Source organism: Pseudoalteromonas sp. 11L1, from assembly GCF_055397545.1.
Genome location: NZ_AP041141.1, coordinates 2,168,179 through 2,191,535, shown reverse-complemented (window position 1 = coordinate 2,191,535; position 23,357 = coordinate 2,168,179). Strand labels below are relative to the sequence as shown.

The window sequence follows — 23,357 nt, the reverse complement described above, 5'->3', positions numbered from 1 at the left end:
GCGGGGGTTACCCGAGGAGGTGATCTCAAGCTTAGCGGCTAAGCTTAATGCTGATTTAGTGACTATAGGCTCTGTAAGAAATATCGGGATTGAAGCAAAGATAATTTGGAGTAGCGCAGAAAAAACAATGCGTTTGTTCAACGTTGATTTAGTTATTTTAACTCCCAATTAAAAAAATGATGCCTACGCATCATTTTTTATATCAGCATATACCGATACTTTATTTCGACCGGTTTCTTTTGAATGATAAAGTGCTTTATCGGCAGCTTCAATCCAACGCTCATGATCTTTAAATGCGTTGTCAAAACAGGCAATACCTACACTTATTGCCATATGCACCGTATGCTCATTGTATTTCGCCGGTGAGGTTTCAATTAATTGACGCAAGCGTTCAGCAAATACAATCGCCCCCTGTTTATCGGTATCTAATAAAGTAACAACAAACTCTTCACCACCATATCGTCCAGCAATATCAGTTTCACGTAATGCAGTTTTAAGTAAACTTGCTATGTGACGAAGGGCTTCATCTCCAGCACTGTGTCCAAAGTCATCATTTACCTTTTTAAAGTGGTCGATATCAAAAATTAATAACGAGCAACAACCTTCACTACGCTTAGTGCGTAAAAATTCTTGATGTAGTAAATGCTCCCAATGTCCTCGGTTTGCAAGCTGGGTAAGACTATCTGTTTGGCTTACTTGCTCTAATTTTTTGTTTAACTCTTCAAGCTCTTTTTTGTTAACTGCAATATCTGTTACATCGTAGATAATAATACAAATATGCTCAACTTCGCCTCGTACATTCGTAAGTGGAATAAACGTGGCGTTTTGATACATATAATCAGCTTTACCTGTTATCGGCCGATAATTTTTAAAACGAAAAATATACGGCTGCTGTTCCCAGATAGTAAATGAGCGATTTTTTAATACAAACACTGACTCAGCTTTACTTCTAAACCATTTTTCATCTATGGCTGGGAATAGATCAAACAAGTCTTTATCTTTTACTGCACTAGGTAATAACCCAGAATGGTTTTCCATAAAACCATTCCAAACGCACACCTTGTAGTCTCTATCAAGCACCACAAGGCCTACATCAACAGTATTGAACATGTCCATTAACCAATGGATTTCATTTAAATCTAAATCAGCTGGCATAAATATTTAATCTTCCAGTAGATAAGCAACTTTATATTTCAAAGTTTTAAGTGAATCTTCAGTAAAGAGCAACATTAAATCACAACTAATATCATGATTTTCAATACCGTAACTAATTTCTATGGCAAGTGTTCGTTGCCAACGCGACTTATTAGACTGAACAAGTTCAGAAACATCACGATGCTGGCCCAATACAATGGGGTGGCCTTGACTAAAGGTCATATCGAGCTGTTTGGACAAGCCTGTTAATATAGCGCCAATTAAGATGTTACTCACATCCATTAGCAACTCTAACTCCACCTTGTCGTTTAATTCACCTTCGTAATTCATTAGTGAGGCTATTTCTTTAAAACTAGAATCATTTAAAAGTAATAACGCCTCACCAGATACCCCGCCGCCTATAAAGCCTTGGCAAATACCTGATGTAGTGTCATTGGTATCAACAGAGCTTAAGGCCATGTTAAGCTCACTGACTTCTAAAACATTAACATTAGGAATGGGTAACTTAACAAATACATTAAGCAGTCTTGCGAGTAGATCCCCAGCTTGGCCCATAGCGACATTAGTCAACTCTTGATATATATCACGAACATCAGGGTCAACTTGTTCACCTAAAGAATGAGATAAGCGTTCACGCAGTGCTCTATCTCGTATACCATGGTGCTCTATAATGGCAGCGAGCTTTTCGGGGGAACATGGTTTTTGAATAAAATCGATGGCGCCAAGCTCAAGTACACGCTGATGTGCGCTAGGTTGAATATCGCCCGATACCACCACAGTAAGTACGTCTAGCCCCTGATCTTTCATTGCTGCCAGTACGCCATAACCGTCCATCTCTGGCATATTTAAATCAAGAAAAAGAATTTCAGGTTGGGCTTTGGTTATTTGTTTTATGCAGTCTACACCGTCACATGCAAATTCAATTTTAATATCCCAATCATCGGGCAAGGAGCGAGCTAACTGGCGTCGTGCTAATTTTGAATCATCACATATTAAAACCGATGTTGACATACAATCTCACTATTTTAAAACGGGGTGCAATTTTAAGCGTTTAGAACAAGCCACAGGTACATAAAAAAACAATACCTATTTCCTATACGTATATAGTAATCAATGTATCGCCTATTTACAATTTTAGGCAAAAATAAAGCTATGGATTATTCTGCTTGGTAACTTATCTACATTATAATACACTCACAATTATTACGTTAATTTAAAAGGAAAAAATTCCATGCGTCGTACATTAGCTTTTGCATTAAGCCTATTTTGCTGTGCAAGTTTTGCCGCAGATTTACCCGAAAACAAACTCGATGCAGGAAGAGTAACCGCACAAGCTAAGCCAGTGACCTTATTAGGGAAAGGCCTTACTGTCGGTGAAGATGCCCCTAATTTTAAAGTAGTTGATGAGCGTTTCACTGCAGTTACATTAGAAAATTATAAAGGCCAAGCTGTATTAATTAGTGTTGTACCGAGCTTAGATACCGGTATTTGTAGCTTACAAACTAAGCACTTTAATGAAAAAGTCGCCCAACAATTTCCAGGCGTGGCCATGCTCACCATTAGTGCCGATTTACCGTTTGCGCAAAAACGTTTTTGCAAGGCCGAAAATATCGATAAAGTGACGACGCTTTCTGATTCTGTATGGCGTGATTTTGGCCAAAAGTATGGCTTAATAATTAAAGATATGGGCTTACTTACCCGCGCGGTATTTATTTTAGATAAAAGCCATAAAGTTATTTATAAGCAATTAGTTAGTAGTTTATCAACTGAGCCTGAATACGATAGCGTTATTGAAAAGCTTAAAACGCTTTAAGGGTCGAATTTCAAATAATAAAAAACCGCTATAAAGCGGTTTTTTTAATTATGCTTTTAGTTTTAGCTACAAGTTAACCTAAAAGCTCAGCTAGTTGCTTGCTTACTGCTTCAACCGCTTGTGTACCGTCTAGTTTATGGTACTGCGTGTTACCCGCTTTCGCTTCTGCTTGGTAGTAGTCAACCAATGGCATTGTTTGCTCATGGTAAATGCCTAAGCGCTTACGAACTGTCTCTTCGGTATCATCTGCACGAATAATAAGTTCTTCACCTGTTTCGTTGTCTTTACCTTCCTCTTTTGGTGGATTGTAAACAACATGGTAAACGCGACCAGAACCTGGATGAACACGACGTCCGCCCATACGCTCAACAATAACTTCATCAGCAACATCAAATTCAATAACGTGATCAACCACTACGCCATTTTCTTTCATAGCATCTGCTTGTGGAATTGTACGTGGGAAACCATCGAGTAAGAAGCCTTTCTCACAATCTGGTTTTGCAATACGCTCTTTAACAAGGCCAATAATAATATCGTCTGAAATAAGCTGACCTGCGTCCATTACTTTTTTTGCTTCTAGGCCAAGTGGTGTGCCCTCTTTAATTGCAGCTCGTAGCATATCACCGGTAGAAATTTGTGGAATACCGTATCTATCCATTAAAAACTGAGCTTGAGTACCTTTACCTGCACCCGGTGCGCCCAAAAGAATAATGCGCATATCATTGTCCCCTAATATGAGAGTTTATTTTAAAGTCTGAATTCTTCCATAAGCGCTGCAGATACTCAAGTAACTTATACTAATTGTCTATACAGCAGCGCATAAAAAAGGGAACAAACGTTCCCTTTTGACTCAATCATTGATTTTTAATACTTATTTGCTTAAATCAAGCATAAGTTTATTTAAGCGAGTTACAAATCCAGTCGGATCTTTAAGCGTACCGCGCTCTGCAAGTAAGGCTTGGTCTAGTAGTACATGTGACCACTGTGCAAACTTATCTTCGTCTTGCTCATCATTTAAGTGCTTAACCAGTTGGTGCTCTGGGTTTAATTCAAACACAGGCTTAGCCTCTGGAACAGCTTGACCTACTGACTCCATTAGCTTTTGCATTTGCGAGCTCATGTCGTTGTCATCGCTCACTACGCACGCTGGTGAGTCAGTTAAGCGGTGAGTGAAGCGTACATCTTTAACATCACCACCTAATGCAGTTTTAATGCGTTCAACTAAACCTGCAACTTCTTTTTCAGACTCTTCTTGTGCTTTTTTAGTTTCTTCGTCATCTAATTTACCTAAGTCTAAATCACCACGGGTAATTGACTGAAATTGCTTTTCGCCAAATTCCGTTAAATGGCTCATCATCCACTCATCTACACGATCGCTTAGCAATAATACTTCAATGCCTTTTTTACGGAAGATTTCTAAGTGTGGTGAATTTTTAGCAGCAATAAATGAGTCAGCAACCACATAGTAAATTTTATCTTGGCTGTCCTTCATGCGCTCAATGTATTGCTCAAGTGAAACATCTTGAGTTTCTGAGTCGGTGTGCGTTGATGAAAAGCGAAGTAATTTAGCAATGCTTTCTTTGTTGGCCGCATCTTCAGCTGGGCCTTCTTTCATTACCTGACCAAATTCATTCCAAAATGTTTGGTAATCATCGGCTTTGTTTTTAGCCATACGCTCAAGCATTTTAATAATACGCGACGTACACCCCTTGCGAATAGCCTGGGTTACTTTGTTGTCTTGTAAAATTTCACGCGATACGTTTAGTGGTAAATCGTTTGAGTCTAATAAGCCTTTAACAAAACGTAAGTAGCTTGGCATAAACTGTTCAGCGTCATCCATAATAAACACGCGTTGAACATAAAGTTTTAAACCACTTTGGCGCTCACGGTTCCATAAATCAAAGGGTGCTTTTTTAGGAATGTATAACAAACTGGTGTATTCAGTTTTACCTTCAACTTTATTGTGTCCCCAGCTAAGCGGATCTTCCCAGTCGTGGCTTACATGCTTATAAAACTCTTTGTATTCGTCCTCAGAGATTTCTGATTTGTCACGTGTCCACAATGCTGTTGCACGGTTAATGCTTTCCCATTCACCAGGAACTGCTGGAATTTTTTCACCATCTTCACCTTCAGACTCAGGTACTTCTGCCTTGTACATCTGTACTGGTGTAGAAATATGATCAGAGTATTTAGTTACGATACTGCGAAGACGCCACTCATCTGCATATTCATTTTCTTCTTCACGAAGATGTAAAATAATATCTGTACCACGGCCTTCTTTTTCGATTTCTTGTAGCGTGTACTCGCCCTCACCTTTTGACTGCCATTCAACCGCTGTAGTCTCGCCTGCTTTACGAGTACGAACAGTCACTTCATCAGCAACAATAAATGCTGAGTAAAAACCAACACCAAATTGACCAATAAGCTGTGAGTCTTTACTTTGATCGCCCGTTAAGTTTTTGAAAAATTCAGCCGTACCCGACTTAGCAATTGTGCCTAATGAGCTGATCACTTCATCACGCGTCATACCAATACCATTATCAGAAATGGTTACTGTGTTAGCGTCTTTATCTGCGCTTATACGTACGCGTAAATCCGCATCACCTTGATAAAGGTCACCGTTTGAAAGGGCTAAAAAGCGTAGTTTATCGGCTGCGTCAGATGCATTTGATACAAGCTCGCGTAAAAAGATTTCTTTATTTGAATAAAGCGAGTGAATCATTAAGTTTAATAGTTGTTTTACTTCTGTTTGAAAGCCTAATGTTTCTTTTTGTGCTGCAGTCATTTATGTATCTCCAATTTGCAAAGTGTCTGCGTTATGCACTTAATATGGGGTGAGCCGTGAGAAGTTCAAGTAAAAAAAATAAAAAACCCCATTCAAAGACACTTTAAAGGGCTTAATCAATTAAAAAGGCGTTATGGCATGCCCGTGCATTGGCTTATCAGTGCATGGATGAACAAAAAATAAATCGCTGGCATGCAATAATAATCGTTGAGCACTCTGCTCACTGCAATCATTTTTATATAAATCACAGCCGAGTATGGGGTGGCCAAACGTTAGGCTATGTATTCTAAGTTGATGAGTGCGTCCAGTTATAGGAGTAAAATCGACCAAAGTTTTTTGCTCTTTGTTAAAGCGTTTAACCACTTTAAATTGAGTGCGCGAGGGTTTGCCGCTCTGGTGACAAATTTTCACTTTCGGAAATAACATTTTATCTTTTGCTATAGGCGCAGTAATTTCTCCCTGAGGCTCAGAAACCAATCCAAAGAGCATTGCGCGATATTGCTTTTTAACACTTCGGGATTGGAATTGCTGATTCAGTGCTTTAGCTGCTTGCTCGTTAAGTGCCACCACCATCACTCCGGAGGTACCTAAATCTAAACGGTGGGGTAATATCGCAGTAGGAAACGCTGCGGTAACGCCTTGTTGGCCATTAACAAGCCTATAGTGAACCGAATCCCAGTTAAGAGGGTTTTTACCCGACAAGCTCAACAAGCCGCTAGGTTTATTGATCAATAAAATATCATCATCTTGATAAATAATTTTTATGTGTTCATGGCAAACAGGTGCGATAAAGTCATCAACAATCACATGAGCACTTTGAGTTATTGCAGCCATATCATCCTTAAACTTTTGTTTATATTGCAATTAAAGCCAACAAAAAAGCCTACAGTATGTATGTAGGCTTTTAAAGTAAGTTCAAATAGTTAAGCTTAAAATAAACTATTCATGGCTGACTAAGCGCCTGCCACTAAAAGCATGCATTAAGGTTGTGCCATCGACTAAATCAAGCTCGCCACCCACAGGAATACCATGAGCTATTCGCGATGCACCCACTTTGTATTTATGACAAAGCTGGGCAATATAATGAGCCGTTGTTTCACCTTCAACCGTAGGGTTAGTGGCTAATATAACTTCATTAATACCGCCATGGGCAAGCTTTTGCTCAAGCACGTCTAGACCAATTTCTTTAGGCCCTATGCCATCAATCGGTGACAAATGTCCCATTAATACAAAATAGAGTCCTTTGTATTGGCCTGTTTGTTCAATCGCTAACACATCTGTAGGCGACTCAACCACACATAAAATACCACTGTCTTGACGCTTAGTGCTTAAGCAAATATCACATTGCGCTTGCTCGGTAAACGTGCGGCACGACTGACAATGCCCTACAGCCGTCATCGCTTTTGTTAGTGCATTCCCAAGCTGAGTGCCACCTTTGCGGTCGCGCTCTAATAAATGAAATGCAATACGCTGAGCAGATTTCGGGCCAATACCTGGCTGACAACGAAGTGCTTCTATTAGCGATGTTAAACTATCTGAAAGTTGCATAGTTGCTTAGAACGGCATTTTCATACCAGGTGGTAATTGCATACCGCCTGTTACTTTGCCCATGCGCTCTTGAGTTTCTTCAGCAACACGGCGAACAGCATCATTACACGCTGCTGCAAGTAAATCTTCAATCATGTCTTTGTCATCTTCCATTAAGCTTTCATCAAGCTCAACACGACGAACATTGTGGTTACCAAGCATGGTTACTTTCACTAAACCTGCACCGGCTTCACCAACCACTTCCATCGTTGCGATTTCTTCTTGGGCTTTTTGCATGCGCTCTTGCATTTGCTGCGCTTGCTTCATCATGTTACCCATTCCACCTTTAAACATAATCGTCTCTCTTTCTTTTAATACATTAACTGGAGTATAAATAAGGGCACTGGTCGTTAATTACAATGCCTGAATACTGTTTTCGTCAATTTCAGCGCTAAATAGCTGTTGAAATTGTACTATATTTTCATCGCTGGTGATCACATCAATCGCTTGCTGGTGACGACCTGCATCAATTTTTTGTTGAATCAAATAAGGTGAGTCAATCACCCCGCTAGCAAAATCAATATTAAGCTCAACGTTGTGTCCATAAATACTTGATAACGCCACATTTAACTTTTGACGTAACATTGGCGTATCTAAGTGCTTTTGCGATTCATCCACTTCAATATGGAAATGATTGTCTTGTTTGGTAAAAATTGAATGCAATGCAAACTGGCGCATGCGTCCGCCAAGTCCCATACGCTTTATTAAATAGGCCCACTCGTCTTGTTGATGAGCAAATCTAATTTCACTAATTGGGCTTTGAAAATCATCTGGTACGGGAATACTAGGCTCTTGCTCAACAACAGGTGCTGGTTTTTGCGGGTTAATTTGCTCTAATAGCTCCGGTGCTAAATTTTCAGTAATCGTTTGATGCTTTGCTTTAAAGTCAACTTTACTCGCTGGCTTATTTGCTACCTGAGCTCGGCTCCCCTGTGCTGGGAGCTGAGGCTTTTTTTGCAGGTCATCGCTCACCTCATTATCCCATGGCGGTGGCTGCTGCGATACAGTTTGTGCTTCATTGCTCACCGGGCGACTAAATTCGGATTTTGTCGGTACTGGTTTTTCTTCAGTTGGCTTTTCAATAGCGGCACTTGAAAGCTTACCGGCACCCGAAATGTTTCTATCGCGTAAAATACGCGCTATTGCTGACTGTGCTCGCGCTTCTTGCTCACCCATTGATGACGCAGACTGTTCTGCGTTACTAGTGGCATTTGCTAACTCAGGATTAAACCCTTGATCAACAGCGCTACTCATTACATCATCGTATTGTGCGGCAATGGTTTGTTCTACATCACTGTGCTGCATGTAGGCATCATCTTCGCTTTGACGCTGCGCTTGTTCATCACTTATTACGGGGGTATCGACAATTTGAGGCTGACTTTGTACCGAACTTTGCTCAAGTTGTGTTTGGCTATTATCAGGCTGTGAAACCTCAGGCTCAGCGGCTTTTGTTGGCTGCGTTTGAGGTGTATTACTCTGCGCTGGTTTATTTTTATTTAAAATATCACGCAGTGCATTAGCACGCCCTGCACTATTTTGCTCTGGCGCAGCTTGTGAGCTAGGTTCAGGTTGATTGGTTTGCAACTGCGTAGGTTCAAATGCCAATAACCTGAGCATAATCATTTCGAACCCTAAACGAGGCTCAGGTGCCCATTGTAAATCTTTTTTGCCGTTAAGTAATAGCTGGTAATACACTTGAATTTGTTGAGCATGGGTATGCGCTGCAACATGCTCAATGTAATCGGCGTTATTGCTATCAAGCGCTGCTGCTTCAGGGACTAATTGACTCAATTGAATCACATGCGTTAGCGCAATTAAGTCATCAAGCAGCGCAATGTAATTTGGATTTCGGCTAGCGACTTGTGCAACTTCATTCATCAGTGCTGTGCCATCTTGCGCTAATAATGCCGCAAGTAAGCTCTGACTGTAATGGGTGTCCATTAAACCAAGCATGTCTTGTACAGCTTGATTTTTAATATCACCATTTGTTTGAGCAATCGCCTGATCGGTCAGACTTAATGCATCTCGCATACTACCATCGGCCGCTTTGGCAATAATACTTAGCGCATCATTATCGAAGTTAAGCTGCTCATGGGTAAGCACATGCTCAAGCTGTTGCTTAATCTCAGCTTGCGACAATGCATTCAGATTAAACTGTAAACAGCGAGATAAAATAGTCACTGGTAATTTTTGAGGATCAGTGGTTGCGAGCAAAAATTTCACATGCTCAGGCGGCTCTTCAAGCGTTTTTAATAACGCATTAAAGCTGTGCTTTGACAACATGTGTACTTCATCGATTAGATATACTTTGTAACGTCCGCGCGTTGGCGCATATTGAACGTTATCAAGTATCTCACGCGTATCCTCAACCTTAGTGCGTGAGGCCGCATCTATTTCGAGTAAATCAATGTAGCGCCCTGCCTCTATATCAACACAGCTACTACATTGACCACATGGTGTGGCAGATATACCTTCATCACAATTTAAGCTTTTAGCAAAAATACGGGCAATGGTGGTTTTACCTACACCACGGGTTCCAGTGAATAAATAAGCGTGATGCAGTCTATTTTGAGTCAGCGCGTTTACCAACGCCTGTTTTACATGAGACTGCCCAACCAATTCATGAAAGGTTTGAGGACGCCATTTTCTCGCTAGAACCTGATAACTCATCGATTATTCGCCTTCGAATTCAACCAATTTTAAAATATTGATGCCCATTTTCTCAATGCGTTGCTCACCACCAAGCTCTGGAAGTGATACAACAAAGGCAGCATCTGTGGCGTTTCCGCCTAATTTTGCAACCAACTTGGCTGTTGCTTCAATTGTACCACCGGTCGCCAACAAGTCGTCAACTAGCAATACTTTATCACCGGCTACAATCGCATCGGTATGAAGCTCTAGTGTATCTTCGCCATATTCGAGTTGGTAATCTTGGCGAATAACTTCGCGCGGTAATTTACCTGGTTTACGAACAGGGATAAAAGGAATTCCCAAAGCATAAGATAGCGGAGCACCAAAAATAAAGCCACGTGATTCAGTGCCGATAATTTTAGTAAAACCTTGGTCTTTATAAGCGTCAATAAATGCATCTATGGTTGCTTTAAACGCTTCAGGGTTTGCCATTAGGGTTGTTACATCGCGAAACATAATGCCCGCTTTAGGATAATCAGCAATTGTAGTAATGCTGTTTTTGATAATTGCTGGTGTTACTTGAGTCATAATTTTAACTGCTCAATGATTAATATTACAAAGCAGGTGATTATAACCTTAAGTGGTCGTAAATTGCGAGTTTGCGATAATTATAAAGTGTCGGGAGAGGGAAGTGATAAAAATGTAAGGCTGATGAAAAACAACAGCCTTAAAATAAAACCTGATTAAGTTAAGCTGGTGATCCAACCTAAAATGGCATTTAAACACCCTATTCCAGCAAATACGGCTAAGAATGCAAAAAAGTAAGCCGCATTGAACGGGTCTTTAAAGTCTTTATCATCTGACATGGGTACAACCTTTTATTAAGCACAACAAATAAAGGCGCTATAATAGACGATGTGAAATAATCAATAAAGAGCTTAGTCTTGATTTTTTGTCACTATAATTTGCCGCTGTGCCATAGCTGTTAAGGTACTCAGTGCCCCTTGTGTTATTTGCTCAAGATTAAATTGTGGTGCATTTTCACTAACCTGTTGGCAAACCTGCTCAAACGTACTTCCCGCTTCATTTTCAATAATAGACAGTAGCATGGCGGTCATGGCATTTGTGGCCAAAAATTGCACCTCATCACTCTCATCGCGGTAAACAACAAAGAAATACGGCTGCTCTGAAGGCTGTTGAGGTTGAAACTCTTCACTAATATGTTGCACTGGATAGTCGTAGCTTAAGTTACGCGCTGTTTTAGATAAATACAAAGGAGAGTGAGTAAGCTTATTAGCGCTTAGAGGGAGCTCACGGGGGTCAGCCTTCATTACAGACACGTCAAGCTCAATCCATTCATAATGGGCTAGCGCCAGCATAAATATCGGATCAGACTCTTTAGGTACATAGCTTGTCATTAAATAGGTAATAAATTCTTCACCTATATCTAAAAAATAAGGAGATTGGCAATCATGCTCACTAAAAAATTGACGAACCAGTAATAGCCACTGTTGATCACTATAGAGTGTTTTTAAAACTGGAAATGCCGAAGAAACAAAGCCATTAATATTATTAAAAAACAGATCTCGGTAAATAGCCATTCGTCTGTCTTCAACATCGGTTGGACACGGCTGCTTATTAGGCTCTCGAATATGGGCCATAAACTCATTTTGCACATCGATAAAACTCATAATAACGACTCTTATAAAACCCTAAAATAGCAAGTACTTATTAAATTCAAACAGCTAAGCACTTTGTGCTGTTGATAACAACTTAAGGTGCTTTGCCTGTAATTGATGGATTATATCCAGCTCTTTGGTTAACACATTAATAGGCGGAATATTAAAATCTCGCTCTAGCAGTGTGGGAAAAACACCATGTGCTTGATATGCGCTATCGAGCAATTGCCAGACAGGGTCGATAACATCAGCACCATGAGTATCAATAATTAGGTCATCAGCTTCATTGTAGTGACCTGCAACATGGCAATAGGCAATTTTATTAGTTGGTAGCCCACTTAAAAACGCTTGTGCATCATAACCATGATTAATCGAGTTCACATAGATATTATTAACATCTAATAGCAGCTGGCAGTCTGCGTCTTCTAAAATAGCATTGGTAAATTCAAGCTCTGATAGCTGCTGACCAGGGGCACCATAATAAGACACATTTTCCAGCACAAGTGGTCGCTCTAAAATATCTTGTACCTGCTTAACCCGAGAAACGACATGTTTGATCGCTTCTTCAGTAAAAGGAATTGGCATTAAGTCATACATATGGCCTTTACCTGAGCAATAGCTTAAATGTTCGCTATAAGCTTTAATATCGTGGTTATCAAAGAAAGATTTTAACGACTTTATAAATTCAATATCGAGCGGTTCAGGTGAGCCAATAGAAAGAGATAAACCATGACAAACAAAGTGATTATTATTAGTTAACTGCTTAAATTGCTTTTCAAAGCGCCCACCTAGCTTTAACCAGTTCTCTGGGGCCACTTCCATAAACTCAATTTGTTTTGGTATGGCATGCTCAAGCTCATCTAGCATTTCTCTTCGCAAGCCTAAACCGACCATGCCAAAGTTAGGCGTTTGATTTTGAGCCATAATAAAACCTCATATTAAATAAAAAGGGCCTAATGGCCCTCTCACTTATCGGAAAAAGAAAAGTTTAGTGGCTACCACCACATTTACCTTCGCCGCACTTGCCTTCTTTTTTGGCCTTAGCATCACCACCACATTTACCTTCGCCGCATTTGCCTTCTTTTTTGGCCTTAGCATCGCCACCACATTTACCTTCGCCGCACTTGCCTTCTTTTTTAGCCTTAGCATCACCGCCGCATTTACCTTCGCCGCACTTGCCTTCTTTTTTGGCCTTAGCATCACCGCCGCATTTACCTTCGCCGCACTTGCCTTCTTTTTTCGCTTTAGCATCACCGCCGCATTTACCTTCGCCGCACTTGCCTTCACCAGCGTCTAATTGATAACCAGCTACCATTTGTTGAAACTCAAATGGATTAGCTTGAACATCAGTACTCGCCATACTTGCGCTGCCAACAACCACTGCGCCTAATGTTAATGCAATTGAGTTTTTCTTTATTGTATTCATTTTTAATTACCTTTTAAACTTGTTGAACATCATTATAAAAGTAGACCGGTATTAAACTAAAAACTTTCAAATTTTCTATTTTTTTTGCAAATAAGTTATTTAACTCTCTATGAACGCTAATAAGCGTTTTATGAATTTATGATTTACAGGTAAACTGGCGCTCCTTTTTTAGTAATACATTAATCACACTATGAAACTTATTTTAGCACCCATGGAAGGTGTCGTTGACTTTAAAATGCGGCAACTACTCACCGACATAGGCGGCTTCGATCTTTGTGTGACCGAATTTATCCGTGTTGTAGATACTTGCCTTCCAGATAAAGTATTCCACCGTTATTGCCCTGAACTTAAAAATGCGGGACTCACTCGTAGCGGTACTCCGGTTCGTATTCAGTTATTAGGCCAAGTAGCCGACGTGTTAGCAGAAAATGCTGTAAAAGCAATTGGCTTAGGCTCTCATGGCGTTGATTTAAACTTTGGTTGCCCCGCAAAAACAGTCAATAAAAGCAAAGGCGGTGCTGTATTACTCAAAGATCCAGAACATATGTACTCGATTATAAAAACGGTAAGGGATGCCGTTGATGATGAGTATGAGGTAAGTGCTAAAATTCGCTTAGGTTTTGATGATGATAGTAATAGCCAAGAAATTGTCGATGCCGTTGTTAGCGCTGGTGCTAACAGCATTGCAATACATGCAAGAACTAAACGCGATGGCTACAATCCACCCGCCTATTGGGAAAAAATTCCCCCTTTGGTCAAAGATAAACAAATTGCAGTGGTCGCCAATGGCGAAATTTGGCAAATAGAAGATGCTCTTTTATGCCAAAAACGCAGTGGTTGTCGTGATTTGATGATTGGTCGTGGCGCCCTTTCACATCCTGATCTCGCAAGAAAAATTAAAGCGCAAGTTAATAACGAAAGCTACAACGAGCTCACTTGGGAGAATATTTTACACCATATTATTCATTCATCTATGCACCAAACAGCTAGCAAAGATAATAAATATTTTGCATCTCGAACAAAGCAATGGCTTGGTTATTTAAAACGCCAATATCCACAAGCTGGGCTATTATTTGATGAAATTCGTCGTTTAAAAGCAAAGGATGAGGTAGCCGAAGTATTAAAGAAATATGCGAAAGCGCCACAATTTGATGCAAATCATAACACCTAAACAAATCTAAATAGATAATAGCAGTATCACTACAAATTAACTTAAGGGTTATACTGCTAATGCATCATAAGCAACGACTAAACGATGAAATAGAAAGTGTTAAAGCAACGATATTAGGTTTGCTGTCACAGTCGACTCACCCTACACATCAAAACTTGCTCTGCATCCTAACCAATACATCTAATGAAGAATGGCTCGATTTAGCCGCTCAGCAATTAGGTAATGAGTATAATCCGTTAATTGAACGAATGAACAAGCTTGAAGCAGCAATTAGCCAAATGGATATTGGTCAATATGGCTACTGCTGTGACTGTGAAGAAAAAATATCAGAGCAGCGCTTAGAAAGAGACTCTGCTACTCAGCGGTGTGATAAGTGCGCTAAATAGTAGCGCACTTAAGTTTAATTGAGTAATTGCGGTGCAAAACTAAATGATTGCCCTGGATAAAAAATAATATTCTCAACTAATATCCTCGCATCTTCTTCACTAATATTTAAACGTTTTAGTAAATTTAAGCGCGCTTGCGATAATGTCCACGCGTGGTAATGCACCCCAAGATCAGTTTCCATCATCGCTAAATAGAGCCGCTTATTTGCAGCCGTTAATTGCTTATTGTTAGCACGTTGAGGTAATAGCATGTAACCCGTTGACCAATCTAAACCTAATACTTGCGTTTTTTTTAAAAATGTTTCGCTAAGCTGCGATACATCAGAGATACCCACCGTTATTAGCTCGGTTGAGCTTTGCATTGTTTTAAATTTACTATCTATAAGGCTTAGCCACTCAAGCGGCGAAAGTACATCATTTGCAAAATAATTTAGTTTACTTTGGTACCACTGGCTGCCATTTGCAAGACCAGACAACCCAATGCTGCCTCTGGGCTTATACTGCGTTAAGTAATTATTTAATACACTCAGAGACTCATTAAGCTCAATAGGTGTGTCAGTACTATTAATTGCTTGCTGCACATAGTGCTTTAAATAATTATGCTCTATTTTATTAAGCTTTAAGTTACTTTGCTCAGCGGCTTGTAGCTGTGATTTAACAAATATCAGCCAATGCTCAATGTTTTTATACTGAGCATCATTTTTAACTATCGAAAGCATGTTTGATAACACATCAGTGTGTGCAGGCCATGCAAAATAACGCTCTGGAAACCGCTCAGCAATCACCAAATAATTTACTTGATGGGTTTGCGCAGAAGATAACTTCATTTGCATTAGCTGCTGGTAAATAGCGTGGCGACGCGCTAAATATGAATCAGTAAAAGGCAGTTGTTCGTTACTGAGCCCTGTACTGTTTAAGTTCTTTTGTGCACTTAAAGCCGTATTAAGTGATATTAACGCGCTTTGTGCCTCTTCATAAGATGAAAACAAATCAGCTGGCTTTGAGCATGATGCTAAAAGCAAACAAAAGAGCAATGAAATAATAGGCGTTCTGTTCATGTTAATTCCAATAAAAAAAGCCCCAATGGGGCTTTTTAAAAATACTAGAGTACATTAAATATTAAATTTTAACACCGTTGCGAGCGGCTTTATCTTTAATATATGTAGCCCAACCTTTTGCAAATCTACGTGTGGTTGGATCGTCCATAGCTTTAGTAATAGCGGCATGTGCTTGCTTATACTTGCCTTGGTAGTAAAACGCTTCAGCTAGATCTGAATATATAGTACCTTTTTTGTCAGAGCCAAGCTCTAACGCTTTGTTCAAACGAACAACGGCAGCACTAAATTTTTCAGATTGTAGAAGTAATGAACCGGCTTTGCGATAAAGCTCAGCGTCATTATCAAATTTAGCAGCTTCTTCGTAGTACTTAGCAGCCTTCTCTATATCTTTCGAACGATGGTAGTTACTAGCAATCGCACTCATGTTTTGCTTAGTGCGTTTAACTTTTTCTTCTTTAACGGCCTTTTCAAGCGTTACAGCTGCTTTATAAGGAATTTCATTTAAAGAATAGAAATTAGCTAGAACTTTGTATTCAACTTCGTTTTCAAAGTAACCGTTCTTGTAGGCAACTTCCATAGTTGCTAGGCCTTTTTTGTATTCTTCGGTTTGTAAATAATACTTACCTAAGCCTACCCAAGACTTTTTGTCTTCAGGCCATACACGAACGATTTCTTCAGCGACTTTAACCATATTTTGATATTGCTTTTGCTCAAAATAGGCAGCTAATTTAAGTTGATAAGGAGCTTTATTAGGCTCTTTTGCTAACTTAATTGCTTTGTTTGCCGGCTCGAGAACCTCATTAAACTGTTTAAGCTCATAGCTTGCTTGCGCAATACGAGTGTAAACTTTTGGGTCTTCTTCGCCTGTAAAGTCCATCCAATCAGAATATGCTTGCTTTGCAGCATTGTACTGTTCAGTACCTGCATACATGTCACCTAAGGTTTTTAAACCCTGAGCCTGATCGGCAAAGTTTAATACATCTGGTGCAATCGCTGCTTTCATATACTTAATAGCAACTTTGTACTGCTCTTTTTGAGCATACATGCTGCCTAAGTAACGATTAACAGTTGCTTTATCAAAGTCATTAGACGGATCTAACTCTTTTAATAAAGCAATTGCACCATCAACATCATCTTCATTATACAAATCAAACGCTTTAATTACTTTTTTACCAGTACGTTCGCCCATGATTTTAGTTTTTGCTTTCTTACGCTCTTCAATTTTCGCGTAATCTGGCGCCGCTAAAACAGGTGCAGTTAATGCCGCACCTGACACAGACATAAGAATTGCAAGTGCAGTTACTTTAGAAAAATTTCTCATTACTCGCCTCCTTAGTTGCCTTGGTTAAGTTTAAAGTCTAGTTGAACTTGTAAACCAACTTGCTTTTGTGGTTTGCCGTCAATTATCTTAGGACGGTATTTCCACTTGCGCAATGCACGTTTAGCTTCACGGTCAAAGATACGTTTTGGATCTGCGTCGATTACATCAACGTCAGTCACACCACCTAACTCATCAATTGTGAATGAAAGTTGAACCCAACCTTCTTTACCATCACGTGCTGCTTGTGTTGGATATTTTGGTTCAATACGAACGATCGGTGTCGCATCACCATCTCGTCCAAATGCACCTGGACCACTCAGTCCACCAGCCGTGCTTCCCACATCGATGCTTGGCATATTAAACGACAAGCTCGTACTTGGGTTGCTGTTTTCCGGCTGTGGCGGCTGCGGTTTAGGCGGCTGCTTTGGCGGTGGCGGAGGTGGAGGCGGTACACGCTTCCTCTCCTGCACCTTAGATTCAGGCGGATTCGTCATAATTTCGACTATGATCTGCTCTTTTTGTTCCGTATTACGGTCAGCCCCACCAGAGATGAGGTATGCCATGAAGTAGAACAAGCCGAAAGTAACTGCCCCACCTGCAATCAGTGAAAACAGAAAACGAATCATTACTGATCTCCAGCTATTGAAATTCTCAGGTTATCACCTGTCGCTTTAATCTGGTCCATAACTTTAACCACTGTGCCATGTTTTGCTTCTTTGTCAGCTTGCAAAATTACAACATCTGTAGGTTGTTCTGCTAATAAACTTTCAATTTTTGCTGAAACACGTTCAACATCAACTTGCTGTTTATCAATCCAGATTGCACCGTCATTACGAATAGCAATAAAAATATTAGCATTTTTTTGCTTCGTAGCTTGGGCAGCTTTTGGTTTATTGACCTCGATACCAGCCTCTTTAACGAACGATGTAGTTACGATAAAGAAAATAAGCATGATAAATACGATGTCAAGCATTGGCGTCATATCTACCGCTGCTTCTTCTTCTTCACGAAAACGTTGTTTACGTGCCATATTTAATTCTCTCTCTAGTGATGAGGCATACTATCTACAAGTTTGGCTTTCACCATTCTCGCTCTTGCCTCAAGGCGTGAGCTAAAGAATACCCCAGATAGTGCCGCAACCATTCCAGCCATTGTTGGGATTGTTGCCATTGATATGCCTGATGCCATTAAACGTGCATTACCTGTACCTTGGGTTGCCATGGTTTCAAAAACCGCGATCATACCCGTAACAGTGCCAAGTAAGCCTATTAAAGGACATACAGCTACTAATGTTTTAATCAACAACATACGCTGATCTAATTTTTCAGACGCTTCAGAAATCCATGCTTCACGGATTCTGTGTGCGTACCAAGACGTAGTGTCTTGGCGGGCATCCCACTTGGCTACAATATCCTTCGTTAAACGAGGAAATTCAGCAAGTAGAAACCAATAGCGCTCAATCATTAAAACCCACATAAGAAAGAGTGCTATCGCGACCACGTATAAAACCTGGCCGCCTGTGCCAACAAAATCCCTGATAGATTCCCAGATCTCCATCAGGACTAGCATTAGGCTTTCTCCTTCTCCGCGTGAGTCGCGATGATACCCGCGCTTTGCTCATCAAGGATGTGTAATACCGACTTACTACGACCTGCAACAATAGAATGAAGTAGGATAAGTGGTAGAGCTGCAATTAGACCTAGCGCTGTAGTTACAAGTGCTAGAGAGATGTTACCAGCCATGATCTTCGGATCGCCCGTACCGAACAATGTGATTGTTTGGAACGTTAGGATCATACCGATTACCGTACCTAGTAGACCTAGTAATGGTGCGATAGCAGCAAGGATCTTGATGATGTTAATACCCGCTTCGATGCGTGGCGTTTCACGAAGAATCGCTTCATCCAGTTTAAGCTCAAGGTTTTCAACATCTTGGTTTTTGTTGTCAGAGTACACTTTAAGAATACGACCCAGTGGGTTATTTGTATTCGGTGTAGACAAGTTCTTAAGCTGACCTTTGATCTTAGAAGTAGTAAGCGCTAAATCAACGAAACGTACTAAGAAGATTAAAAGACCTACAACAAGTAATACTGTGATGATGTAACCAACTTCAGCACCTTGCTCGTAGTACTCCATAAGAGACTTTTTCTGAGTGTTAATACGTAAAATTGCACCACGTGTAGGATCCACGTATACGCCAGCATAGTTATCAGCTGAAGTACCTTCTAAATCAGAAATACCTTTAAGGATATAGCTGTCAGGTTGCTTACCTAGAGGCTGAATAGATTTAGTCTCTGGTGAGTAGATTAAGTATCCGTCGTCTGTAACTAAGTTGAAGTTACCGATACGTGTTACTTTTTTCATAGACGGGTTACCGTCAAGACCAGCAACTTCAGTTTCAAACGTTGAAACTTTTGCTGATTCAGTCATTTCTGTTTGAAGTGAAATCCAAAGCTCTTCTAGTTCACGAACAGTTGGAAGTTCTTTAGCTGCTGCTAATGAACGAAGTACTTCAGCACGACCTGGTTTTTCAGCACTTACTAAAGATGCTTCAATTGAACCAATCGCGTCAGCTGCTGCACGACGAACAACACCAAACATTTCACCTAACGTACCTTGAGCGTTTTGAAGAGCTTGCTCTTTTTCCGCTAAAGTATTTTCGTTTTGTGCATATTCTTTGCTAAGACGATCACCACGTGCTTTTTCAGCAGCTAGTTGGCTTTTCGCTTTGTTAAGTAACGCTTGCTTATCAGCACGATCTGACAAGAACTCTTGTTCACGTTGCTTATTGATTTTTCCTTCAGAGATACGCTCTTGCTTTACTTGCTCAAGAATTTTATCTAAAGCGTCAGTATTTGCATGTGCATTAAGCGCGGTACCGGCAGAAACAGACAGTACTGCTGCAACAGCAAAACCTTTAAATAGTTTCTTCATTATTGATTACTCCGCGCCAAAAATTGGTAGTTTAACAAGTTCTAGTGTCGCTTGCTTACGTGCCATACGGATCACTTCTTTAACAGGTTTTAGGTATTCTTCACCTAATTCTTTCCACTGTTTAGTGTTGTTATCCCACACCCAAGCGTGTTTTAGATCGAATGATTGCGCTACGTAAGTAATACGACCTAAACGACCGATATCTACGTTAATGCTACGACCATCAACATCTAAAGTACCTTGAGAAGCAGTTACAGCTGAGCTGTATGCTGTTTCAACAGTGTACGCTTCAAGAACCTGACGGAACTTTTCAGACGTTGTTACAGATGCAGATGCCATGATCTCACGTAATCTTTCAACGCGTCCAAGACGAGTTTCAAGGTTAAATGGAACGTCCGCTTTGATGAATTGCTCAAGCGTATCGATCATGCGATACATCAAAGGCACAACGTTTTGTTTAGTGTTATCGATAGTCGCGATTTGACGATCGAACGATGCGATAGACGCGTTTTGGTCTGCGACCAAACGTGCTACGTGATCGTTGTACACTTTCATAAGTTCAGTCTCATCAACGATGCTACGGTACTCAGCGATTAGCTCCTGAGTTTGACCATATACATTGTCAATTTTAGTTTGAGACTTAACCGCAGCCTTTTGAATTGTTTGACCTGCTTTTTGCACGTCATTCAAAGGATCTGCAATCACATTGCTGCTTGCAAATGCAAAAGCGCCAACCAACGCAGTTGCTACAAGACTCTTTCTGATTTTAACAGACATAGTTCCCAACCAATTAAGTAATGTTACTTTTATAATTTAATTATCAACCCGCTAAGGGGAAGACAACCCTGATATCTTTTAATAGATATCAACTTACCAATAATGCTAAATGCATCATGTCATGTCAACTTCATGTTTAGCATAACCTATAAATAAATCAGCTTGTTTGTAAGATATTTACTGGGCTTGAACAAAAAAATTAACATTATTATAACTAACGTGATAAACACAATTTCTGCAAGCCCTGATATAGTAAGAATAACGATAACCACCACTGTTAATGTAAACAAAAATATAACATTTAAAATTAACTTAATCGTTGCTGAAAAAAAATTAAAAATAAGCTAATTTTCTGTCCCGAATATTCATTTCGAAGGTTTTTTAACGCTTTTTACACAAAAAATACAGCTAATCGTTATTATTAGGTTATTCATCGCATAATAATAATGACGTGCAGATTTAATAAAAAGCAATACAAAGGAGGGAAAGGTGATTACAAAAAATCATTTTTATTAACACCTGTGTTTTTTATCTTTATTAGCCTAAAGGCCTTATCCATTTTCAATATTTTTCCAAGCCCCAATCTCAACCTTAAGCAGTTATATCATCTCTGAAGGATTAGAGTCAGATAGACTAATCGTAAGATTAAATAAAGAATCTTTAATGCCCGATAGAATATTTAAATCATCAAGGTTTAAATTAAATAGATAGAAGTTTGACTGAAGAAAGATATAAAAAAGGAATGGTTTAGAAAGTTCAAAAAGTTTTGCACATTTTAATGAATTATGGTGAAACAGGTTAGTGCTTCACCACGATGAACTTAGGTTCACATAATAAATTATGCTACTTCTACGTTCTCAGCTTCTGGGCCTTTTTGACCTTGCTTGATGCTGAAAGTCACTGCTTGACCTTCGCTAAGAGTGCGAAAACCAGAACCAGTGATTGCGCTGAAATGTACAAACACGTCAGGACCATTTTCTTGTTCAATGAAACCAAAGCCTTTAGCTTCGTTGAAAAATTTTACTTTACCAGTAACCGACATACTAAATTTTCCTGTAAGTCAATAATTAAAATTCAGCCATATTATTATGGCAATATCCTCCCTGAGTCAATGCCCAAAAAACTGGAGGTGATAGTACAGGAAGAAGTAATAACCAAACCGGTAACCTTAAACGCAGCACAATACCGTAATTCAATACGCAAAAACTCAAAGCCAATTAAGGTTAACACATTAATATTTTTTTAGCTCTATTAATTGGGATTTATTTTTGAAGATTCATCGATTTATTACTTTCTTTGTAAGTTTCTAATTTTTAACGGGATAAACAGCTCATAATTTGTGTTTTTTATAAACAGAGTGCACTTTTTTAAAATATGGCTGATCTGCACAGCTTTTTGCTAACTTAAAATAAGAAAACCACCTTAGTTTTAGGTGGTTTTAAATTCTAATTATTTAACTTGCCAATCAATAACACTATCTGCTTTGATTGGTACAACTTCTGAGTCCCCTAGCGAATAACTTGCTGGCACTGTCCAAGGTGCTTTCTCTAAGGTAATAGTGTCTGTATTACGCGCTAGACCATAAAAATCTGGGCCGAAGTGACTTGCAAAGCCCTCTAACTTATCAAGCGCCCCAGCTTCTTCAAAAGCTTCAGCATAAAGTTCAATAGCTGCATGCGCAGTATAAGCACCCGCACAGCCACATGCTGCTTCTTTTTTGTCTTTGTAATGCGGGGCTGAATCCGTGCCTAAAAAGAATTTTTTACTACCACTTGTAGCTGCCGCCATAAGCGCTTGTTGATGAATATTACGCTTTAATATAGGTAAGCAATAATAATGTGGGCGTATACCCCCTGCTAGCATATGGTTGCGGTTGTATAACAAATGATGCGCAGTAATTGTAGCTGCTACATTATCCGAAGCGTTTTCAACAAACTCTACCGCATCTTTTGTTGTTATATGTTCAAGGACAATTTTAAGCTCAGGAAAATCTGCGACAACGTCGCCTAAAATAGTATCTAAAAACACTTTTTCACGATCGAATATATCAATAGAAGAGTCAGTAACTTCACCATGGACAAGTAAAAGCATGCCAACTTCTTGCATTGCTTTTAATACTGAATAAATATTTTTTACTGATGTTACACCAGAATCTGAGTTAGTTGTTGCGCCCGCTGGGTAGAGTTTAGCTGCAAAAATTTTACCTGTCGCTTTTGCTTTTTTTATTTCATCAGGCGTCGTTTTGTCAGTAAGGTAAAGCACCATTAAAGGTTCAAACTGCCCTTGAGGTTTTGCAGCTATAATTCGCTCTCGATACGACAATGCGGTTTCTGTACACGTAGCTGGCGGAACTAAATTTGGCATAATAATCGCGCGGCCCATATAGCGGCTAATATCACGCACCGTATCTTTTAACTGATCTCCATCACGTAAATGAACATGCCAATCATCGGGTCTAGTAATCGTTAAAGTTGTCATTTTGCTCGTCATCGTAAAGTCCTAATGCTTAAGTTAACTGATCATAGGCATATGGTGATTTCGAGTAAAGGGCTTATTAGAAATAATCCTCAGATACAACATATAAAGTTAACTTTACACTTGATGATTCTCATTTAACGTTTTATTTTGTAGAAAC

General features: G+C 39.7%; 26 protein-coding genes. 4 read left to right on the top strand and 22 right to left on the bottom strand.

Annotation, left to right across the window (positions count from 1 at the left end; genetic code table 11):
* Positions 1-19: 19 nt before the first annotated feature.
* Complete coding sequence (locus ACZ5WS_RS10355; protein ID WP_442960225.1) at positions 20-172, top strand: hypothetical protein; 153 nt, start codon at positions 20-22, stop codon at positions 170-172.
* Between the two features lie 11 nt (positions 173-183).
* Here ACZ5WS_RS10355 and ACZ5WS_RS10350 read toward each other — a convergent pair whose 3' ends face one another.
* On the bottom strand, positions 184-1,155 hold the full coding sequence (locus ACZ5WS_RS10350; RefSeq protein WP_413402389.1) for a sensor domain-containing diguanylate cyclase: 972 nt from the start codon (positions 1,153-1,155) through the stop codon (positions 184-186).
* 6 nt (positions 1,156-1,161) lie between these two features.
* Complete coding sequence (locus ACZ5WS_RS10345; RefSeq protein ID WP_178956226.1) at positions 1,162-2,166, bottom strand: response regulator; 1,005 nt, start codon at positions 2,164-2,166, stop codon at positions 1,162-1,164.
* A gap of 220 nt (positions 2,167-2,386) precedes the next feature.
* On the opposite strand from ACZ5WS_RS10345, the gene tpx reads away from it, so the two are divergent.
* Positions 2,387-2,968, top strand: a complete 582-nt coding sequence (tpx, locus tag ACZ5WS_RS10340; protein ID WP_464708395.1) for a thiol peroxidase — start codon at positions 2,387-2,389, stop codon at positions 2,966-2,968.
* Between the two features lie 73 nt (positions 2,969-3,041).
* Here the strand turns inward: tpx and adk are convergent, their stop codons facing one another.
* The 11 genes from adk to ACZ5WS_RS10285 all read right to left on the bottom strand — a co-directional run bounded on the left by adk (position 3,042) and on the right by ACZ5WS_RS10285 (position 13,076).
* Positions 3,042-3,686: an adenylate kinase gene (gene adk / locus ACZ5WS_RS10335; RefSeq protein ID WP_008468042.1), complete on the bottom strand. Its 645-nt coding sequence runs from the start codon at positions 3,684-3,686 to the stop codon at positions 3,042-3,044.
* A gap of 153 nt (positions 3,687-3,839) precedes the next feature.
* Positions 3,840-5,753, bottom strand: coding sequence for a molecular chaperone HtpG (gene htpG, locus ACZ5WS_RS10330; protein ID WP_464708391.1), 1,914 nt, complete (start codon positions 5,751-5,753; stop codon positions 3,840-3,842).
* A gap of 120 nt (positions 5,754-5,873) precedes the next feature.
* Positions 5,874-6,587: an RluA family pseudouridine synthase gene (locus tag ACZ5WS_RS10325; protein ID WP_464708388.1), complete on the bottom strand. Its 714-nt coding sequence runs from the start codon at positions 6,585-6,587 to the stop codon at positions 5,874-5,876.
* Between the two features lie 105 nt (positions 6,588-6,692).
* A complete protein-coding gene (gene recR / locus ACZ5WS_RS10320; protein ID WP_010388591.1) occupies positions 6,693-7,301 on the bottom strand; it encodes a recombination mediator RecR in 609 nt (202 codons plus the stop codon).
* A gap of 6 nt (positions 7,302-7,307) precedes the next feature.
* Entirely contained in the window at positions 7,308-7,634 is a 327-nt protein-coding gene (locus ACZ5WS_RS10315; protein WP_010388590.1) for a YbaB/EbfC family nucleoid-associated protein, read from the bottom strand.
* A gap of 60 nt (positions 7,635-7,694) precedes the next feature.
* On the bottom strand, positions 7,695-10,010 hold the full coding sequence (dnaX, locus tag ACZ5WS_RS10310) for a DNA polymerase III subunit gamma/tau (RefSeq protein ID WP_464708383.1): 2,316 nt from the start codon (positions 10,008-10,010) through the stop codon (positions 7,695-7,697).
* A 3-nt stretch (positions 10,011-10,013) separates the two neighbouring features.
* Positions 10,014-10,559 (bottom strand): adenine phosphoribosyltransferase, encoded by a 546-nt coding sequence (gene apt / locus ACZ5WS_RS10305; RefSeq protein WP_008109316.1) that lies wholly within the window; start codon positions 10,557-10,559, stop codon positions 10,014-10,016.
* 155 nt (positions 10,560-10,714) lie between these two features.
* Positions 10,715-10,837: a hypothetical protein gene (locus ACZ5WS_RS10300; protein WP_008109320.1), complete on the bottom strand. Its 123-nt coding sequence runs from the start codon at positions 10,835-10,837 to the stop codon at positions 10,715-10,717.
* A gap of 72 nt (positions 10,838-10,909) precedes the next feature.
* Entirely contained in the window at positions 10,910-11,662 is a 753-nt protein-coding gene (locus ACZ5WS_RS10295) for an HvfC family RiPP maturation protein (RefSeq protein ID WP_464708378.1), read from the bottom strand.
* 54 nt (positions 11,663-11,716) lie between these two features.
* Positions 11,717-12,574, bottom strand: a complete 858-nt coding sequence (locus ACZ5WS_RS10290; protein ID WP_010388581.1) for an HvfB family MNIO-type RiPP peptide maturase — start codon at positions 12,572-12,574, stop codon at positions 11,717-11,719.
* Positions 12,575-12,638: 64 nt separating this feature from the next.
* Positions 12,639-13,076 (bottom strand): HvfA family oxazolone/thioamide-modified RiPP metallophore, encoded by a 438-nt coding sequence (locus ACZ5WS_RS10285; RefSeq protein WP_248473725.1) that lies wholly within the window; start codon positions 13,074-13,076, stop codon positions 12,639-12,641.
* A 190-nt stretch (positions 13,077-13,266) separates the two neighbouring features.
* On the opposite strand from ACZ5WS_RS10285, the gene ACZ5WS_RS10280 reads away from it, so the two are divergent.
* Together ACZ5WS_RS10280 and ACZ5WS_RS10275 are read left to right on the top strand one after the other, a co-directional pair.
* Positions 13,267-14,247, top strand: a complete 981-nt coding sequence (locus ACZ5WS_RS10280) for a tRNA-dihydrouridine synthase (protein WP_464708375.1) — start codon at positions 13,267-13,269, stop codon at positions 14,245-14,247.
* A gap of 59 nt (positions 14,248-14,306) precedes the next feature.
* Positions 14,307-14,633 carry a TraR/DksA C4-type zinc finger protein gene (locus ACZ5WS_RS10275; RefSeq protein WP_464708372.1) on the top strand — a complete coding sequence of 109 codons (327 nt, stop codon included), beginning with the start codon at positions 14,307-14,309 and terminating at the stop codon, positions 14,631-14,633.
* Between the two features lie 14 nt (positions 14,634-14,647).
* Here ACZ5WS_RS10275 and ACZ5WS_RS10270 read toward each other — a convergent pair whose 3' ends face one another.
* From ACZ5WS_RS10270 to pyrC, 9 genes are all read right to left on the bottom strand, one after another.
* Positions 14,648-15,691, bottom strand: a complete 1,044-nt coding sequence (locus ACZ5WS_RS10270; protein ID WP_464708369.1) for a hypothetical protein — start codon at positions 15,689-15,691, stop codon at positions 14,648-14,650.
* A 61-nt stretch (positions 15,692-15,752) separates the two neighbouring features.
* Entirely contained in the window at positions 15,753-17,012 is a 1,260-nt protein-coding gene (locus ACZ5WS_RS10265; protein ID WP_138609409.1) for a tetratricopeptide repeat protein, read from the bottom strand.
* 11 nt (positions 17,013-17,023) lie between these two features.
* Complete coding sequence (locus ACZ5WS_RS10260; protein ID WP_138609411.1) at positions 17,024-17,638, bottom strand: energy transducer TonB; 615 nt, start codon at positions 17,636-17,638, stop codon at positions 17,024-17,026.
* Positions 17,638-18,042, bottom strand: a complete 405-nt coding sequence (locus tag ACZ5WS_RS10255; protein ID WP_138609413.1) for an ExbD/TolR family protein — start codon at positions 18,040-18,042, stop codon at positions 17,638-17,640. Before ACZ5WS_RS10255 ends, ACZ5WS_RS10260 begins: the two co-directional genes overlap by 1 nt.
* Positions 18,043-18,056: 14 nt before the next feature.
* Positions 18,057-18,581, bottom strand: coding sequence for a MotA/TolQ/ExbB proton channel family protein (locus tag ACZ5WS_RS10250; protein ID WP_004588135.1), 525 nt, complete (start codon positions 18,579-18,581; stop codon positions 18,057-18,059).
* Positions 18,581-19,945: a MotA/TolQ/ExbB proton channel family protein gene (locus ACZ5WS_RS10245; RefSeq protein WP_010388563.1), complete on the bottom strand. Its 1,365-nt coding sequence runs from the start codon at positions 19,943-19,945 to the stop codon at positions 18,581-18,583. The genes ACZ5WS_RS10250 and ACZ5WS_RS10245 overlap by 1 nt, the downstream gene beginning before the upstream one ends.
* 6 nt (positions 19,946-19,951) lie before the next feature.
* Positions 19,952-20,722 carry a DUF3450 domain-containing protein gene (locus tag ACZ5WS_RS10240; RefSeq protein ID WP_013465204.1) on the bottom strand — a complete coding sequence of 257 codons (771 nt, stop codon included), beginning with the start codon at positions 20,720-20,722 and terminating at the stop codon, positions 19,952-19,954.
* A gap of 838 nt (positions 20,723-21,560) precedes the next feature.
* Positions 21,561-21,764, bottom strand: coding sequence for a cold-shock protein (locus ACZ5WS_RS10235; protein WP_004588138.1), 204 nt, complete (start codon positions 21,762-21,764; stop codon positions 21,561-21,563).
* 407 nt (positions 21,765-22,171) lie between these two features.
* Positions 22,172-23,212, bottom strand: coding sequence for a dihydroorotase (pyrC, locus tag ACZ5WS_RS10230; protein ID WP_464708357.1), 1,041 nt, complete (start codon positions 23,210-23,212; stop codon positions 22,172-22,174).
* Positions 23,213-23,357: the final 145 nt, after the last annotated feature.